The organism is Allobosea sp. NPDC055332 (assembly GCF_053645455.1).
In genome coordinates this window covers 571,780-588,511 of record NZ_JBSHMO010000004.1, presented here as the reverse complement: position 1 = coordinate 588,511, position 16,732 = coordinate 571,780, and the positions used below count along the sequence as shown (strand labels likewise).

General features: G+C 67.5%; 15 protein-coding genes. 4 read left to right on the top strand and 11 right to left on the bottom strand.

What is annotated here, in order from left to right; translation table 11 throughout:
- Positions 1-4: 4 nt before the first annotated feature.
- Positions 5-1,141 (bottom strand): NAD(P)/FAD-dependent oxidoreductase, encoded by a 1,137-nt coding sequence (locus tag ACWIGM_RS24385; RefSeq protein WP_454028551.1) that lies wholly within the window; start codon positions 1,139-1,141, stop codon positions 5-7.
- Positions 1,142-1,382: 241 nt separating this feature from the next.
- Between ACWIGM_RS24385 and ACWIGM_RS24380 the strand changes: the two genes are divergently transcribed.
- Genes ACWIGM_RS24380 through ACWIGM_RS24370 form a run of 3 tightly spaced genes read left to right on the top strand, consistent with a single transcriptional unit; the run spans position 1,383 to position 4,312 of the window.
- Positions 1,383-1,796, top strand: a complete 414-nt coding sequence (locus ACWIGM_RS24380; protein ID WP_454028550.1) for a Rid family hydrolase — start codon at positions 1,383-1,385, stop codon at positions 1,794-1,796.
- Positions 1,783-3,123, top strand: a complete 1,341-nt coding sequence (locus ACWIGM_RS24375; protein ID WP_454028549.1) for an NAD(P)/FAD-dependent oxidoreductase — start codon at positions 1,783-1,785, stop codon at positions 3,121-3,123. Before ACWIGM_RS24380 ends, ACWIGM_RS24375 begins: the two co-directional genes overlap by 14 nt.
- 43 nt (positions 3,124-3,166) lie before the next feature.
- Entirely contained in the window at positions 3,167-4,312 is a 1,146-nt protein-coding gene (locus ACWIGM_RS24370) for a serine hydrolase domain-containing protein (protein ID WP_454028548.1), read from the top strand.
- Positions 4,313-4,360: 48 nt separating this feature from the next.
- Here the strand turns inward: ACWIGM_RS24370 and ACWIGM_RS24365 are convergent, their stop codons facing one another.
- The 8 genes from ACWIGM_RS24365 to ACWIGM_RS24330 form a co-directional block, all read right to left on the bottom strand.
- Complete coding sequence (locus ACWIGM_RS24365; RefSeq protein WP_454028547.1) at positions 4,361-5,089, bottom strand: SDR family oxidoreductase; 729 nt, start codon at positions 5,087-5,089, stop codon at positions 4,361-4,363.
- A complete protein-coding gene (locus tag ACWIGM_RS24360; RefSeq protein WP_454028546.1) occupies positions 5,086-6,741 on the bottom strand; it encodes an FGGY-family carbohydrate kinase in 1,656 nt (551 codons plus the stop codon). Before ACWIGM_RS24360 ends, ACWIGM_RS24365 begins: the two co-directional genes overlap by 4 nt.
- 25 nt (positions 6,742-6,766) lie before the next feature.
- Complete coding sequence (locus tag ACWIGM_RS24355) at positions 6,767-8,206, bottom strand: FAD-dependent oxidoreductase (protein WP_454028545.1); 1,440 nt, start codon at positions 8,204-8,206, stop codon at positions 6,767-6,769.
- A 75-nt stretch (positions 8,207-8,281) separates the two neighbouring features.
- Positions 8,282-9,577 carry an ABC transporter substrate-binding protein gene (locus tag ACWIGM_RS24350; RefSeq protein WP_454028544.1) on the bottom strand — a complete coding sequence of 432 codons (1,296 nt, stop codon included), beginning with the start codon at positions 9,575-9,577 and terminating at the stop codon, positions 8,282-8,284.
- A 23-nt stretch (positions 9,578-9,600) separates the two neighbouring features.
- Positions 9,601-10,434, bottom strand: coding sequence for a carbohydrate ABC transporter permease (locus tag ACWIGM_RS24345; RefSeq protein WP_454028543.1), 834 nt, complete (start codon positions 10,432-10,434; stop codon positions 9,601-9,603).
- The gene (locus ACWIGM_RS24340; RefSeq protein ID WP_454028542.1) at positions 10,424-11,299 is read right to left on the bottom strand and encodes a carbohydrate ABC transporter permease; all 876 of its coding nucleotides are present in this window, start codon (positions 11,297-11,299) and stop codon (positions 10,424-10,426) included. The genes ACWIGM_RS24345 and ACWIGM_RS24340 overlap by 11 nt, the downstream gene beginning before the upstream one ends.
- A gap of 61 nt (positions 11,300-11,360) precedes the next feature.
- Positions 11,361-12,452 (bottom strand): LacI family DNA-binding transcriptional regulator, encoded by a 1,092-nt coding sequence (locus ACWIGM_RS24335; protein WP_454028541.1) that lies wholly within the window; start codon positions 12,450-12,452, stop codon positions 11,361-11,363.
- 159 nt (positions 12,453-12,611) lie between these two features.
- Entirely contained in the window at positions 12,612-13,613 is a 1,002-nt protein-coding gene (locus ACWIGM_RS24330) for a 4-hydroxyproline epimerase (RefSeq protein ID WP_454028540.1), read from the bottom strand.
- Between the two features lie 97 nt (positions 13,614-13,710).
- Here ACWIGM_RS24330 and ACWIGM_RS24325 point away from each other — a divergent pair, with 97 nt between their 5' ends.
- Complete coding sequence (locus tag ACWIGM_RS24325) at positions 13,711-14,745, top strand: Ldh family oxidoreductase (protein WP_454028539.1); 1,035 nt, start codon at positions 13,711-13,713, stop codon at positions 14,743-14,745.
- A gap of 52 nt (positions 14,746-14,797) precedes the next feature.
- Here the strand turns inward: ACWIGM_RS24325 and ACWIGM_RS24320 are convergent, their stop codons facing one another.
- Together ACWIGM_RS24320 and ACWIGM_RS24315 are read right to left on the bottom strand one after the other, a co-directional pair.
- Positions 14,798-15,757: a dihydrodipicolinate synthase family protein gene (locus ACWIGM_RS24320; RefSeq protein WP_454028538.1), complete on the bottom strand. Its 960-nt coding sequence runs from the start codon at positions 15,755-15,757 to the stop codon at positions 14,798-14,800.
- A 186-nt stretch (positions 15,758-15,943) separates the two neighbouring features.
- Positions 15,944-16,648 (bottom strand): GntR family transcriptional regulator, encoded by a 705-nt coding sequence (locus ACWIGM_RS24315; protein WP_454028537.1) that lies wholly within the window; start codon positions 16,646-16,648, stop codon positions 15,944-15,946.
- Between the last annotated feature and the right edge of the window lie 84 nt (positions 16,649-16,732).

The window sequence follows — 16,732 nt, the reverse complement described above, 5'->3', positions numbered from 1 at the left end:
TGGTTCAGCCGGATCGTTCCAGGCTGCTTCGGGTCGGCGACAGGTCTGCGGCCGTGACACCGAGCTCGGTCATGGCGGCCGGCAACGCACGCCCGGCGAGCAAGGCGGCCGTCGCCTCGCCCATCGCCGGCGAGGTCAGGATGCCGCAGCCGCCCTGCCCGACCAGCCAGAAGAAGCCAGGCTCGCCCGGCCGCGCGCCGGCGGCCGGCTCCGCATCGGCGACGAAGCTGCGCAGGCCGGCCCATTGGCTCAGCGGGCGGCCAACGCGGAAGCTGGTATCCTGCTCGATATTGTCGATCGCCTGCGCGACATCGAGATCGTCGGCATAGGCATCGCCCGGCACGACTGGGGTCGCATCGGCGAGGCTGCCCATCAGGCAGCCGGGCTCGGGCTTCACATACCAGCGGTAGTCGACAGTGCTGACATGCGGCCAGGCGCGGGCGTCATGGTCGGGCTGGTGCGCGAAGGTGAAGGCGGTGCGGCGCTTCGGCACAATGCCGAGCGGGGCGATACCGGCGAGACGGGCGACCTCGTCGGCCCAGGCGCCGGCGGCATTGACCAGCAGCGGCGCCTGCACCTCGCCGCCGGGCCAGGCCACCGTCCAGCCGGCTGCGTCGCGGCTGATGGAGTCGACGCCTGCCTTCAGCACGATCGTCGCGCCATTCGCCCTGGCGCCGCGCAGATAGCCCTGCAGCAGCATGTCGACATCGATGTCCATGGCGTCGGGCTCGTTGACGCCGGCCTGGACCTTCTCCGGCCGGAGCGCGGGAAAGAGCGCTAGCGCCGAGGGAGCGTCCAATCGTTCAGCCCGGGCGCCGACCGAGAGGATGCGCTCCTCCAGCCGCGCCAGCCTGTCTTCCTGGCCGGCGGCGGCAACCGTCAGGCAGCCGCGCGGCGTCATGATCGGATGGGCGCAGAAGCCGGGCGGCGGTGCCTCAAGGAAGGCGCGGCTCGCCTGCGCCATGCGCCGCATCGTCGGAGCGGTGATACCGACGGTGAACTGCGCAGCCGAGCGCCCCGAGCTGTGATATCCGGCCTGCGCCTCGCGCTCGATCAGCGCGACCGAGCCGTGCCGGGACAGGAAATAGGCCGCGGAAGCTCCCGCGATCCCGCCTCCCACAACGATCACATCGACCCGCATCGTCCCCGCACCAGCTTTCCCGTCATCGGCCACCGGTAGCCACCCACCGGCAGGATCAACGACAGCACCGCGCCGCTCCGCAGTCGATTTCAATAATTGGGGGCCGACACCTCAAAAGCTGGGCCGCCGGGCAGCACGCGGACGGCCCGAATTCCCTGAGCCCCGGCCCCAATTATTGAAATCGACATCGCCGCCGCGTCCGGGCTTGCCTTGGCCCGAACAGATCAGCGGAGCAACATCCATGAGCGGGACCGGTTTGCAGGCGCCGCGCCGGCGCAACATCTCATCCGGCAGCGCTTTCGAGGCGCAGTACAGCTATAGCCGCGCCGTCGTCGTCGGCTCACACGTCATGCTGTCAGGCACGACCGGCTACGATTATGCGACGAGCACGTTGGCCGAGGGCGTAGCGGAACAGACCCGCCAGCTCTTCCGCAATGCTGCGGCCGCCTTTGCCCGGGCCGGAGTAGGGCTCACCGACGTCGTCCGCGTGCGCATGTTCATCGCCCGTGCCGCCGATTACGAGGCGGTGATGGCGGTGTTCGCGGAGGCCTTCCGGGAGGTGAAGCCAGCCTGCACCACGGTCGAGGCCGGGCTCTTCGATCCCGACATCCTGGTCGAGATGGACATGGACGCCATCGTCGATGTCGATGCTTAGCCTGCGCTCGCACGTTCCTGACGACGTCATCGCGGCTGCCGATTCCCTCCCTGGGCAGGCCGATGCCGTCGTCATCGGCGGTGGCATCATCGGTGCTGCCGCCGCTTTTCATCTCGCCGGAGCCGGGCTGAGCACGGTGCTGCTCGAGGCCGACAAGGTCTCGTCGCAGCAATCCGGCCGGAACTGGGGCTTCGTCCGGACGCAATATCGCGATCCGCTGGAGCTGCCGCTCGCCGTTGAGGCGCTCGCGTCGTGGCCGGACCTGGAGCGCGAGCTCCAAACCACCGTCGGCTGGCGTCGGACCGGCTGCATCTTCGTCGCCGCGACGCAGAAGGAAATGTCCGCCTTCGCCGGCTGGCACGAGAAAACGCGCGATACCGCTCGCGAGGCTCGCCTGCTTTCCACCAGCGAGGTCACAGCTTTGCTGCCGTCACTGCACGGCAGGACGGAAGGCGCGCTCTACACCGCAACTGACGGGCAGGCCGAGCCGGTGCTGGCGACCCTGGCCTTCGCCCGGGCTGCGGCAAGGCGCGGCGTCCGCATCGTCGAGGATTGCGGCGCGCTCACCATCGAAACCACCGGCGGGGCGATCAGCGGCGTCCAGACCGAGCACGGCCTGATCCGCAGTAGCGCTGTGGTCTGCGCTGCCGGTGCCCAGAGCCATCGGCTCCTCGCTCCGCTCGGGCTGTCACTGCCGCAGCAGAGCGTGCGCAGCACCGTCTCCCTGACTGCGCCGCTACCCCCGCTGAGCGAGGCCTGCTTCTGCGGTTTCGGCATCGGCCTGCGTCAACGAGCCGACGGCTCCTGCATCATTGCGGCCGATTCCACCTCCGATATCGACCTGTCGCTCGATTCCTTCCGGGCCGCGCGCTTCTTTCTGCCGGGGCTGCTGCGCCATGGCAGTGGCTTCTCGCTGCGACTGGGGCGTCCTTTCGTCGATGATCTGCATCAGCGCTTCTTTATACCGGGTCACGAACGTGCCGTCGCACGGCACCCCCGCATCCCTGCGAACCGCAAGCTGGCAGCGCGGACCGGCGCTGCGATCCGCAACCTGTTCGCCGGTGCCGCCGGGATCGAGATCGTCAAATCTTGGGCCGGCCGCATCGATGTCCTGCCCGACGCGCTGCCGGTGCTCGATGCACCGGCCGAGATCGGCGGGCTGGTCGTCGCAACCGGCTTCTCCGGCCATGGCTTCGGGCTCGCACCCGCGGTCGGCCGTCACATAGCCCGGCTGGCCAGAGGCGAGACCCCGGCCACGATCCTGGCGCCGCTCAGGCTGGACCGTTTCGCCCGCGGCACCTATTCGGCACCTCACGCCCCGCTCTGACGGTGACGATGGCAGCGCGCAATGGACTTCGAGAGGATCGGTCATGACGCCGACGACCGGCATGAGCGCCGCCGCACGCGAACACATCCGCCGCTACTATGACGGCACGCTGCGGCCGGACGAGATGGTCGCGGCGATGTCGCAGGAGGCCGGCTGGTTTCCGTCGCGCGTGGTGCGGCGGGGGGCTACCGTCTCGCCGCTTCCCGATGCCGGTCGCACGCTCCCGCCGCTCGAAATCCACGATCACGGCCGGACCTTCGATCTCTACGACTATCTTTCGGTGAACCGCGTCGCCGGGCTGATGGTGCTGCAGGACGGTGCCGTCATCGAGGAGAGCTATTCGCTCGGCATCGGGCCGCAGACGCAGTGGAAGTCCTGCTCGCTGGCGAAATCCGTCACCGCAACGCTCTACGGCATCGCGCTGCGCGAAGGCGCGATCGAAAACCTCGACGACCCGGTGACGCGTTACGTGCCGCTCGGCGGGCTCTATGCCGGTGTCTCGGTGCGCCAGCTCTTGCGCATGGCGACCGGGGTGCGCTGGAACGAGGATTATACCGACCCGGCCTCCGACCGGCGCCTGCTGATGGATACCCAGATGAACTGGGTGCCGGGCGGCATCGTCAAACATATGGAGAGCCTGCCCGCCGAGACGCCGCCGGGCGGTTCCTGGAAGTACAACACCGGCGATTCCTACCTCGCCGGCCTGGTACTGGAACACGCCACCAGAACCCCTCTCGCCGACTATCTCTCGGACAAGCTCTGGTCGCGGATCGGCACGGAGGCCGACGCCTCCTGGTGGTGCGAGAGCCCGAACGGCATGGGCATCGCCGGCAGCGGCCTGCATGCGACGCTCCGCGACTATGCCCGCTTCGGCCAGTTCGTCCTCGACAATGGGCGGGTCGGCTCGCAGGAGCTGCTGCCGGAAGGCTGGCGCGAGGAGGCGGGCTCGCCCTACCGGATCGGCGAGGCGCTCATCCCCTATGGCTATATGTGGTGGGTTCCCGTGCTCGATGATCCCGCGCTGAAGGGCACGTTCCAGGCCGAAGGCATCTATGGGCAGTTCATCCACATCAACCCGCGCAAACGCCTCGTTGTGGTCGTGTTGAGTGCCCGCTCGAAGCCGGGCTATCGTAGGCGCCTCGAAATCAACGACGATGCCTTCTTCGCAGCGCTGGCGGGCTGCTTCTGAGGGTATCGCCGTCTTCGTCTACCTCGTCGCCGACTACGTATCGTCCCGCTAGAGGTCGGTGCTCTGGGGCAGGATCACGAGGTCGCGGATCGTGACCGTGCGCGGCCGGGTCAGCATGAAGTGCACGGCCTCCGCCACCTCCTCGGCCTCGATCAGGCCACCGCGGGCGCGTTCCGCTTCGAGCTTTTCCGCCGGCCAGTCTGCGATCAGGGCGGTCACCACCGGGCCGGGCAGGATCGCCCCGACGCGCAGGCCATGCGGGATGACCTGCCGCCGGACCGTGTGGACGAAGGCCTGCACCGCATGCTTCGAGGCGGTGTAGACCGGCTCCCAGACGACCGCCTCGACCCCGGCGACCGAGCTGGTCACCAGGATGTCGCCAGTGCGGCGCGCGATCATGTGCGGCAGCACGGCGTGGACGCTGCGGAACACCGCGTTGACATTGAGGTTCAGCATGCGGTCCCAGGCATCGGGATCGCCCTCGCTGACCGGACCTCCGACATAGGAGCCGGCATTGGCGTGGAAGATGTCGAGCTGCCCGGCGTCTTCGAGAATCCGCGGCATCATGTTGGCGACCGATGCCGGGTCGATCAGATCGACGACCAGCGCAGACGCCTTGGATCCGAGCGCTTCGCAAGCCCGGGAGAGGGCATCACCATCACGGTCGATCAGGACGACGCGCGCGCCGGCGACGACCAGGCGCTTCGCACAGGCGAGACCGATGCCCGAGGCGGCTCCGGTGATCGCCGCGACTTTTCCGGCCAGTTCCTGCGTCACGTCGTTTGGTCCCTAGCTGTATGTTTCTCGGGGGCTTGCATGAGATCGCGCGCCGTTCGCGCGGCTCTCTGGAGATGCTCGAAGGCGGCAAAGCGCCTGTCGTGCAATTCAGCGATCGCACCGCCGACCGGCAGATAAACACTGGCCTGCGGGGCCATGCTGATCATGGCCTCGTCCAGGGACGCGAACGCACCGGCCGCCGTCGCAGCGAGCATCGCCGAGCCGAGCAGCACCGGGTCGACGCCATCGGGCACCAGCACCGCCAGTCCGGTGCAATCGGCCAGCATTTGCCGGATCAGCGGATCACGCCCGGCGCCACCGCTGAGCACGACCGCCTCGATTACGGCGCCCTTGGCGCGGCTCGCATCGACGATCTGGCGCAGGCCGTAGCCGACCCCGGTCACGCCCGCGACATAGAGCGCGACCAGATGCGCAAGGTCGCGCTCCATGCCGAGACCGACGATCAGCCCACGTGCCAGGGGATCGGCATGCGGCGAGCGATTGCCGAGGAAGTCGGGCACCACGACGAGGCCATCGGCCAGCCCTACCGTGTCCGATGTACCGCCTGCCCGCGCGACAGCTTGCTCTGCGAGCCAAGCCGGAAGTGTAAGCCCCGCTGCCGCGGCCAGCTTGCGAGTTTCTGGTGCCGCCGGGTGGAAGCCGATCAACTGCTCGATCGCGGCGCCGGCGCCCGATTGGCCACCTTCGTTCAACCAGAGGCCCGGCGCCATGGCGGAGAAATACGGTCCCCAGATACCCGGGATGAAGCGCGGTTCGCGGCTGCTCGCCATGGTGCAGGCCGACGTGCCGAAGACATAGGCCATGCGAGTCAGGGCGGTGCCATGCGGCGAGACGACCCCGACGGAGCCTACGCCTCCGGCATGGGCGTCGATCAGTCCGGCTGCAACCGCGGTACCGGGCTTCAAACCGAGATCGGCCGCAGCCTCTGCGGTCAGTCCGGCCCCCAGCGCGGTGCCAGCCGGCACGATCTCGGTGCCGATGCGGGCAAAACCGTCCTCGCTGAGGTCGCCGAGCCCGATCTGCCTGAAGTAACTCTCATCCCAGCGCCCTTCATGCGCGAGATAAGTCCATTTGCACGTCACCGTGCAGGTCGAGCGCGCAAGCGAGCCGCTGGCGCGCCAGGTCAGGAAATCGGCGAGATCGAAGAACTGCCAGGCCGCCTTGTAGGTCTGCGGCAGATGCTCTTTGAGCCAGAGCAGCTTCGGCGTCTCCATCTCGGGCGAGATCGTGCCGCCGACATAGGCGAGAACGGGATGGCGGGTCGCGTTGATGCGCTCGGCCTGCTCAATGGCGCGGTGATCCATCCAGACGATGATGTCGCGGCTGGCATCACCATGCGCGCCGACAGGTAAAGGCGCACCGCCCTCCCCGAGCACGACCAGCGAGCAGGTCGCGTCGAAGCCGATCCCGCCGATCGCCTCCGGCGCCAGCCCCGCGAGGCCCATGGCCTCGCGCACGCAGGTGCAGATGGCGCGCCAGATATCCGCGCTCGACTGTTCGGCGATATCGGGCCCGTCCTGGTAGAGCGCGATGTCATGCTTCGCCGCCGCGAGCATCTCCCCGCGCCGGGTGAAGATGCCGGCGCGGGCGCTGCCGGTGCCGACATCGATGCCGATGAAGTGCTCGCTCATGGCCTGGCAGCCCGATCGGTAGGCATCAGGCGGCGGCGCGGTTCGGCGGCCCGGCGCGCGTGCCGTCGGGATTGCGCAGATAGACGCCGTGTTCGAGTTGCTGGCGGCGCAATTCGTCGATGTCGATCTCGGCCGGCGGGCGATTGCCGCGCACCGATATCTTGGCCGCGCGGCCCGCTGCCTCGCCCATTGCCATGCAGGTCGCCATGACGCGGATCGCGCCCATCGCCTCATGCGTCGCCGAGATGCTGCGCCCGGCCACCAGCAGATTGCCGATCTTCTGCGGCACCAGCGAGCGGTAGGGAATGTCGTAGCAGTCACCGCACCAGATCAACGTGCAGCCATCATCGGCGGGCCGGTGGATGTCGATCGGGTAGCTCGCCACCGCGATCGCATCGTCGAAATGCTTGCAGGCCAGCACGTCCTCCTGCGTCATCACATACTGGCCGAGGATGCGGCGCGTCTCGCGGATGCCGAGGAAGGGCGCCGTCTTGGTGAAATAGGCGTTCTCGAAGCCGGGCACATAGCCGACGAGATAGGCGACGATGTCGTCGATCTGGGCGCGGCCCTCAATCTCGCCTTTGGTCAGGCTGCGTGCATCGGTGCCATCCGTGCCCTTGACCCGTGTCATGTTGATCCAGACCTCGCCCTTCTTCAGCCCGGTGATGATGATCGTGCGCTCGTTCGGGATCTTCAGCCCGCGCTCGGCCTTGGCCTTGGCCATCAATTCGCGCATGCCGACGACGATGAACTGGTGGTTCTGGCCGAAATACTCGGCCGGGATGAAGTCGGTGAGATAGGTCCGCGCCGCCGGCGGCGCGTTGGCGATCGAAAGCCTGAGCGCATCGGTGTCGACGCCGGCGAGGCAGAACATCAGCGTCGGCGGCTGCATGCCGCCCTCGGCATTGCCCTTCTCGGTCGGAACGCCGGCGCTATAGGCGACGTCGGCATCGCCGCTGCAGTCGATCACCACCTTGGCCAGGATCGCGCTGCGGCCGCTCTTGCTCTCGGTGATGACCCCGCGGATCGTCTCGTTCTCGACCAATGCGCCGGCAAAGAAAGTGTAGAACAGCACATCGACACCGGCCTCGGTCAGCATTTCCAGCGCGACCGTCTTCACTGCCTCGGGCTCGACCAGGGTGATGCCCATATGCAGCGGGCAGGGCCGGTGTTCGCTGGCGCCGTCGCGTTCCTTCCGCAGACGCTCAATGAACCTCTGCGGCAGCCCATCGATGATCTGGTTGCCCTTCTGGCCGAGGAAGCCGAGCACCGGCAGGCCGATCGTCATGTTGCCGCCGACGAAGCTGCGGCTCTCGATCAGCCCGACGCGCAGACCGTCCTCGGCCGCCGCCAGCGCGGCGGTGAGACCCGAAGGACCACCGCCGACGACGAGCACATCGTATTCGGCCGAGACGGGGATGGAGCGCGCCGGCTCCTCGATGAAGCGGGGCGATGCGGTCGACATGACGAAGATCCTTCAGAGTACGGTGAATTCGGTGGCGACTGCGGGGCAGCGCGCCCCGCAGCCTGGGTCCTGGAATCAGGCGGGCATCATCGGCTTGACGCGCTCGATGATGGCGGAGACCGCGTCCTTGACCGGCTTGCGGCCGAGCACGGCGAGCTGGACCTCCTCCAGGAACGTCGCCTGGGCGCGCGCGGCCTCCGGGAAGGGCGGGAAGGCGCCGCGCGCCGTCGCCAGCACCTTGGCTTCGACGGCAGCGAGCGGGTTCTTCGCCTTCAGGCCCTCATCGGCATAGGTCGAGACGCGAACCGGGCCGTTGCCGTTGATCGCCATGCCCAAGGTGACGCGCTTGCTCGACACCTCCCTGATGAAGCTCCAGGCCAGTGCCTTGTCCTTCGCGTTCTTCGGGATCGCCATCGCCCAGGCCTCGACGACCGAGGCCATCGGCACCTTGCCCTTGATCGCAGCCGAGCCGGGGAACTCGACCGCCTTGATCCTGCCGGGGAACTTGCTCTGCTCGGGATTGTTGAGCTGCGCACCGCGGGCGAAGGGCAGCACGGTGAAGGCGGCGCGGCCCTGCTGCAGCCAGGTCACCTGATCGTCATTCTTGGTGGTGGCGTAGCTGCGCGGCAGGCTGCCGGCCTCGAACATGCCACGCAGCGCCGCCAGACCCTGCTCCAGCGCCTCGCGGTTCGGCACCAGCTTGAGGTCGGGGCTGATGAAGTCGCCGCCATAGGCGCGGGCGAACATCACCGGGAAGACGGCGAGGTCGCTCGCCAGCACCAAGCCGGTGACGGGCGTGCCGGCCTTCGAGGTGAAACTCGTCTTCTTCGCCTGCTCGATCAGCTCCTCCAGCGTCGTCGGTGGGGCGGCGATGCCGGCCTCCTCCAGCAGTGCCTCATTGTAGAACAGCCCCTGCGTGGCATGGCGAACGGGAATGCCGATCAGCTTGCCGTCGACGGTCATGCCCTGGACGAGGCCGGGCGCGATATCGGCGAAATCCTCGATCGCGTCCTTGCCCTGATAGGGGCCGAGCGGCTCGAACAGCGCTGCGATCTGCGAGGTCGGCCGGTTGTCGATCAGGTAACCGACGCCGTATTCGGTCTCCTTCAGGCTAGCCTCGCGGAAGAGCCGGTCCTGCAGCGGATTGGAGTCGAAGGTCGTGAAGGCGATCTCGGCGTCGTTGGCCTTGCGCCAGCCCGCCATCAGGTCGCCATCGCCGCTGCCGAGCACCGTCTGGTGGACCTTGTGGCTGAGCACGTTCAGCGTCTTGCCGGCGGCGAGCGTTGGTCCGACCGCAAGAGTGGCCGCTACGCCCGCGGAGCCGGCGACGAAGGCGCGGCGAGTCAGCTTCGTTTCAGGCTTGTTCGACATGACTTCCTCCCTCTTTTGGTTGGCTACCCCTTCGTCGAACCGGCGGTGAGGCCGGCCACGAGATAGCGGTTCATGAAGACGACGAAGATGAGGACCGGCACGAGCTGGACCGTCGCGGCGGCGAAGAGGATCCCCCAGTCGACGCCGTCGATGGAGCCGATCATCTCGGAGATGACGAGCGGAGCGGTCTTGGCCTTGGTCGCCGTGAAGATGAAGGCGAACAGGAACTCGTTCCAGGCGAAGACGATGACGAAGACCGCGACGGCGAGGACGCCGGGCATCGCCAGTGGCGCGATCACCTTGCGCAGGATGGTCATGCGGCTCGCCCCATCCATCATCGCGGCCTCGTCGAGCTCGCGCGGGATCTGGTCGATGAAGGTGCGCATCAGCACCGTACCGAGCGAGACGAAGAAGGTGGCGTAGAGCAGGATCAGGACGAGATGCGTGTCGTTGAGGCCGAGCGCGTTGACGATCGGGAACAGCGGCAGCGTCACCACGATCGGCGGGATCAGCCTGACGACGATGAGGCCAGTGATGCTGGCATCGAGCCAGCGCCCGGAATTGCGCGAATAGACATAGCCGGCGCAGGCGCTGGCGACGATCGCGAGCACGGTCGCACCGGCAGTGATCAGCAGGCTGTTGAGTAGGCCATCGAAGAAGACGCCCCAGGAGCGCCAGAGCTCGGCATAGTGCTTCAGCGTCGGCGCGAACAGCCATCTCGGTGGCACCGCGAAGATGTCCTGCCCCGGCTTCAGCGACGAGACCGCGATGAACAGGATCGGGAACAGCGACCAGAGCAGGATCGCCGCGACGGCGAGTGCCTTGCCCGCCCCGAAGAGAAGACGCTCAGTGCGCATGGGAGAGGCCTCCCCGCCGCAGCAAGAGCACATAGCCGGCGGCAAGCAGGAGCGATACCGCCACCATGATCCAGGCCGTCGCCGCCGCCGATCCGAAGGCGTTGAAGCTGAAGGCCTCTTGATAGAGGTAGATCGCGACCACCTCGGTCGAGCGGGCGGGCCCACCCTTGGTCAAGAGCCAGGCCTCGGAGAACAGGCGGAAGGCGAAGATGTAGCGGAACAGCAGCGCGATCAGCATGGCCGGGCCGAGCAGCGGCAGGGTCACGCGCTGGAAGGCCTGCCAGCGCGTCGCACCATCGATCCGCGCCGCTTCGTAGAGTTCGCCGGGGATGGCGAGGCGCGCCGCGTAGACGATGACGAAGGTGAAGGGCAGGTGCAGCCAGATCGTCAGCAGACCGATCAGCACCATCGCGTGCGAGGGCTCGAACGACCAGTCGAGCGTCGGTAGGCTGAGCGCCTTCAACGCCAGCGTGATCGGCCCGGCATCGGGATCGAACAGGAAGCGCCACATCACCACCGCCGTGACCTCGCTGACGGCATAGGGCGCGAGCACCGCGACGAGCAGGAAGCGCCGGAACGGCAGCCCGCTGGCGAAGAGCAGCGCCATCCCCAAACCAAGCGCCAGCTCGAGGTGAACCGCGACGATCACGAGCACGACCGTGTTCATGAGCGCACCATGGAAGGCCGGGTCGGCGAGGACTCGCACATAGTTCTGCAACCCGACGAAGCTCGGCGCCTGGCCGAAGCTCGACTGGTTCAGGCTGAGCCAGACCACATAGAGCGACGGCAGCACGATCACGCTCAGGATGAGCAGGTGCACCGGCGCAAGCAGCGGCAGGATCCGTGCCGTTCGTTGAAGCTGCACTCTTTCCTCCAGGACCTTTTTCGACCCGGGCTCTGTCGGTCCGGTGTTTCAACGTCGTCTGTCAGTGGATGGCTTTTGGTGGAGAAACCGGCACCTCCGGACGCGTCTCGCGTGGGTCGTGGCTGACGTCGGAGCCAGCGGTGGGCGACAGGTCCCGGACAGAATCGCGGACCTGCAGGCTCGTCTGCAGCACGAGGCCTTGCGGCGACGCGCCGTCGCCCGCCATGCGCGCGCGCAGCCGCTGCCAGGCTGCAGCAGCGATTTCGGCGATCGGCTGCCGGATCGCGGTGAGCCCGGTCCGGCGCGCGCTCATCCAGGGATAATCATCGAAGCCGACGACCGAGACCGGCTCGGGAATGTCGATCCGCAGGCGCGCCAATGCCGAGAGCGTGCTCAGCGTGGTGACATTGGTCAGCGCGATCACCGCGCTCGGCCGCCGATGCCGCTCGAACCAATGCAGGAAGACGCCGGCGCCACGCTCGGCATTGGAGCCGAGCTCCAGCACGGTAGCCTCGCACCCGGCGCTTGCCCGGATCAGTTCACAGGCGCCGTGGACGCGCTCGCGGATCGGCGAGATGGCGAGGCTGGAGGCGGCGACGACGATGTCGCGATGGCCCTTGTCGAGCAGATGCCGGGCGGCGATCTCACCGGCCTCGCGATTGTCGATCGCGATCGTGTCGACGACGCTGCCCTCGGGCGGCACGCGGTCGGCGAAGACCATCGGCAGGCGGCCGATCTCGCGATCGAGCCCGACCGGCAGTTCGTCGGTGCAGGGCACGACGATCAGCCCGGACGGGCGCCAGGCCAGCAGCGCGCGCAGCCGTGACTTCTCCAGAGCCGCATCGTCCCGCGAGCTCGCGACGATGATGTCGTAGCCATCGGCCTCGGCCATCACCTCGAGCTGCGAGACCAGCGAGGTGAAGAAGACGTCGTCGAGATCCGGCACCAGGACGCCGACCACCTTCGCCTGCCCCGAACGCAGCCGCGAGGCAGCGCGGTCGACCTGGTAGGACAGCTCCTGCGCCGCCTTCTGGACGCGCGCCTGCAGCTCGGCATTGACCGGCTTGCTGCCGCTGAAGACGTTCGAGACGGTAGCGATCGAGACGCCGGCCCGCGCCGCTACATCCTTGATCGTGATGCGCTTTCCGCTCACATTCCGCCCTGTTAAACGTTTTACTGTAAAACGTTTAACAGGGCGGGCGCGATCTTGCAACCAGGCGCCGCACAATGCGCTCGCCCGGTAGTCAGAGGATTACAGTAGAGGACTAAGCGCCCCCTCGGCGGAGCTTCGCCGGCGCCGAAGTGCCCTCGCCTACTTCACCACGAAGCCGTGCGCGAACGGGTCGCGGTCGTCGATGAAGATGGTGTTGTAGCCGGTCATGCGGGCCCAGCCGGCGATCGAAGGGATGATCGCCGGGCGGTTCGCCACCGTCGCCGCCGCCTCGACCCGGCCCTTGAACAGCGAGCCAATGATCGACTCGTGCACGAACTCGTCGCCGACTGCGAGCTTGCCCTTGGCGGCGAGCTGAGCCATCCGCGCCGAGGTGCCGGTACCGCAGGGCGAGCGGTCGATCGCCTTCTCGCCATAGAACACTGCGTTGCGGGCATGGGCGCCGTCCTGCGTCGCCTTGCCGGTCCACTGGATGTGGCTGAGCCCCTGGATCTCCGGGTGCTCCGGATGGACGAACTCGTATTTCGCGTTCAGCGCCGCCCGCAGCTTCGGCGACCAGCCGACCAGCTCGCCGGCGGTATGGTCGGCCATATCGCGGAAGTTCTTCTGCGGCTCGACGATCGCATAGAAATTGCCGCCATAGGCGACGTCGACGACGATCTCGCCGAGCCCCTCGACTTCGGCCGTCAGCCCCTCCGCATAGAGGAAGCCCGGCACATTGGTGAGGCGGACCTCCTCGACGAAGCGGCCCTCCTGGCGATAGCTGATATCGACCTTGCCGGCTGGCGCATCGATCGAGAGCTTGCCCGGCTCGCGTGGCGTGATCAGCCCGTTCTCGATGCCCATGGTGATCGTACCGATCGTGCCGTGGCCGCACATCGGCAGGCAGCCCGAGGTCTCGATGAACAGCACGCCGACGTCGCAATCGGGCCGCGTCGGCGGGTAGAGGATCGAGCCCGACATCATGTCATGCCCGCGCGGCTCGAACATCAGCCCGGTGCGGATCCAGTCGAACTCCCGCAGGAAATGCGCCCGCTTCTCCAGCATGGTCGCGCCTTCCAGGCGCGGGCCGCCGCCCGAAACCAGCCGGACCGGATTGCCGCAGGTGTGGCCGTCGATGCAGGAGAAGGTATGGCTGGCCATCGATCGGAACCTTCCTGAGGCGTTACGCCTGCTTGAAGTCGTGTCGGCTTTTTGAATACAGCAAGTATGCAGATTTGCAACGAGCGGGAAGCGCGCCATGAGCGACATGACGATCCTCAGCATGGAGGCGCTGACGCGCCGGATCGAGGCGGTCTTCCGCAAGGGCGGATTGTCGCCGCTTCATGCCGCGGCACTGGCCCGCGTGATCGCGGCTGGCGAGCGCGACGGCTGCAAGTCGCATGGCGTCTATCGCGTCGAGGGCTGCCTCCGCACCATCAAGGCCGGCAAGGTCTCGCCCGATGCCGAACCTGTCCTGCATGACGACGGCTCGGCCGTGCTGCGCGTTGCGGCCGGCGGTGCCTTCTCCTGCGCCGGCTTCGAGCTCGGTGCGCCCGCCCTCGCCAAGCGCGCCAGGACGCTAGGCCTTGCCGCCCTGGTGATCAACGACTGCACGCATTTCTCGGCGCTGTGGCCGGAGGTGGAGGTTCTGACGGAACTGGGCGTCGCCGCGCTGGCGATGTGCCCGAGCTACGCCACTGTCGCGCCGACTGGCGGGACCACTGCGCTGCTCGGCACCAACCCGCTCGCCTTCGGCTGGCCGCGCCAGGGGGCGTATCCTTACGTCTTCGACTTCGCCACCAGCGTCGCCGCCCGTGGCGAGATCGAGCTGCATCGCCGGGCCGGCAAGCCCCTGCCCGAAGGCTGGGCGCTCGACTCGGAGGGCCAGCCGACCACCGATCCGACCGCGGCGCTCGCCGGGGCGATGCTGCCCTTCGGTGGGCACAAGGGCTCGGCGATCTCGACCATGATCGAACTGCTGGCCGGTGTGATGATCGGCGACCTGACCAGCCAGGGCGCGCTCGATTTCCTGGGAACCACCACGCTGGCGCCGCAGCATGGCGAACTGATTCTGGCCTTCTCGCCCGAGCGCTTCGCCGCCGGCCGCCCCGGCGATCCCTTCGCCCGCGCCGAGATCCTGTTCGAGGCGATCGCCGGCCAGGGCGCGCGCCTGCCCTCGCAGCGCCGCTTCAAGGCCCGCGAGGCCTCGCTGGCGGAGGGCATCGCCCTGACCGCCGCCGAGATCGAACAGCTCGGCCGGTTGGAGGCGCTGGGCCTCGACGCGGTCGCCTGACCAACAAAAAAGGGCCCTCCCGTCGCCGGGAGGGCCTGTTCCTGAGCCAATCTCAGGCAGCGTGCTTCAACGCGCTGGGCTGTTTCGCCCACTGCGCGTACCAGGCGTCGAACAGCTTGAGCTGCGCCTCGACATAGCCGCGCTGGCTCTCGCCGAGCACGTCGGTCGGGTTGAAGTGCAGCGTGTACTCGGCGTCGCCCTTCAGCACCATCATGTGCTTGAAGTAGAGGACGAGCTCCGGCCCCTCGTCGAAGGAGGAGAGCACGGCGAGCGCCGCCTCCAGCTCGAGCGCCAGCCGGCGTGCCTCGACATCGCCCTTCGCCGCCGCCTGGCTCAGGCTGACGAGGTGCAGCACCTCCCTGGGCAGCACGCAGCCGATGCCGGTGATCGCGCCGGTCGCGCCACAATTGACGAAGCCGTGGAAGACGCAGGTGTCGACGCCGATCATCAGCGAGACGTCATCGTCGCGGCTGGTGATGTTTTCCGCGGCATAGCGCATGTCGGCCGCGCCGCCGAACTCCTTGAAGCCGACCAGGTTCGGATGCTCGGCCCGCAGCGCGAAGAACAGGTCAGCGCGGGTGGCGAAACCGTAATAGGGGCTGTTGTAGATCACCGCCGGCAGATCGGGCGCTGCGGCAAGGATCGCCTTGAAATGGTGGCGCTGCGCCTCGACCACCGAGCCGCGCGATAGCACGCGCGGGATCACCATCAGCCCCTTGGCGCCGATCTTCTGGGCATGCGCGGCATGGGCGACGGCGGAAGCGGTGTTGACCGCGCCGGTGCCGACGATCACCGGCACGCCCGCCTTCACCAGGGCCTCGACGCCTTCCATGCGCTGCGCGTCGGTCAGCAGCGGCCAATCGCCCATCGAGCCGCAATAGACCGCGGCCGACATGCCGGCGGCGACCAGCTCCTTGCCCTTGCGCACCAGCGCCTCGAAATCGGGGCTGCGGTCATCCTTGCAGGGGGTCATCAGCGCCGGCATGCAGCCGGAAAAGATCTGGGCCTTCATCACGCGCTCCTCGGGCTGGCGGTTCCATGGGCGGCGTGCCTTCGCCGCGTCGATTGACAGTCATAATACTCTTTGTATTTTATTTGTCGACAACAAAATTCGACACGTGGAAAGGCCAGGCAAGCGGGCACACGCCGGCAAGCCCGAGCCTAGAGCGGCGGCTGAGTTGGCTTGAGAAAGTGCGCCCTAAAGCGCCAGCGTCTGCCGACGGTCGCGGGCGATCAATTGCTGGATCTGCTGGACGATCTGGTCGGCATGGGCCTTGGCCAGTCGGTCCGCGGCGTCGACGTCGCGGGCCGCGATCGCCGCGATCATCTCCTCATGCTCGGCGACATAGCGCTGCGGCAGGCGATCCTCGAAGGAGGAGTAATAAAGGCGCAGGATGCGCCGGCCTTCGTCGAGCAGGCGGCAGAACAGCCCGGTGTAATAGGGATTGCGCCCTGCTTCGGCGATCGCCGCATGGAAATCGCGATTGGTCGCGATCATCGCAAGCGCGTCCTGTGCCGCGACGGCTCCTGCGAAGGCGGCCTGCCGGGCGCGGATGCCGTCGAGATCAGCCGGCACATGAAACTGCGCCGCCAGCCTCGTGGTGACGCGATACATCAGCGTGATCGCATCGAAGAAGGTGTGCAGGTTGAGGAAGTCGATATTCGACACCACCGTCGAGCGGTTGGGCAGCGTCGTCACCAGCCCCTCGCTCGCCAGGCGCACCAGCGCCTCGCGGATCGGCGTGCGCGACATCGACAGCCGCTCGGCCAGCTGGATCTCGTCGATCGGGCTGCCCGGCGGCAGCACGAGGTCGATGATGTCGTCGCGCAGGATGTCGTAGACGAGCTTGACGCCCTCACCCCGCTTGCGCTCGGCCGGGGCTGCCGTGGTCCTGTCCGTCATGTCGCCATCCATTGTCGACATGACGAATACAGATTGCACTTAACTGCAGCAACAGCACCGGTGCCCTTCGTCGGCCGGTGCTGT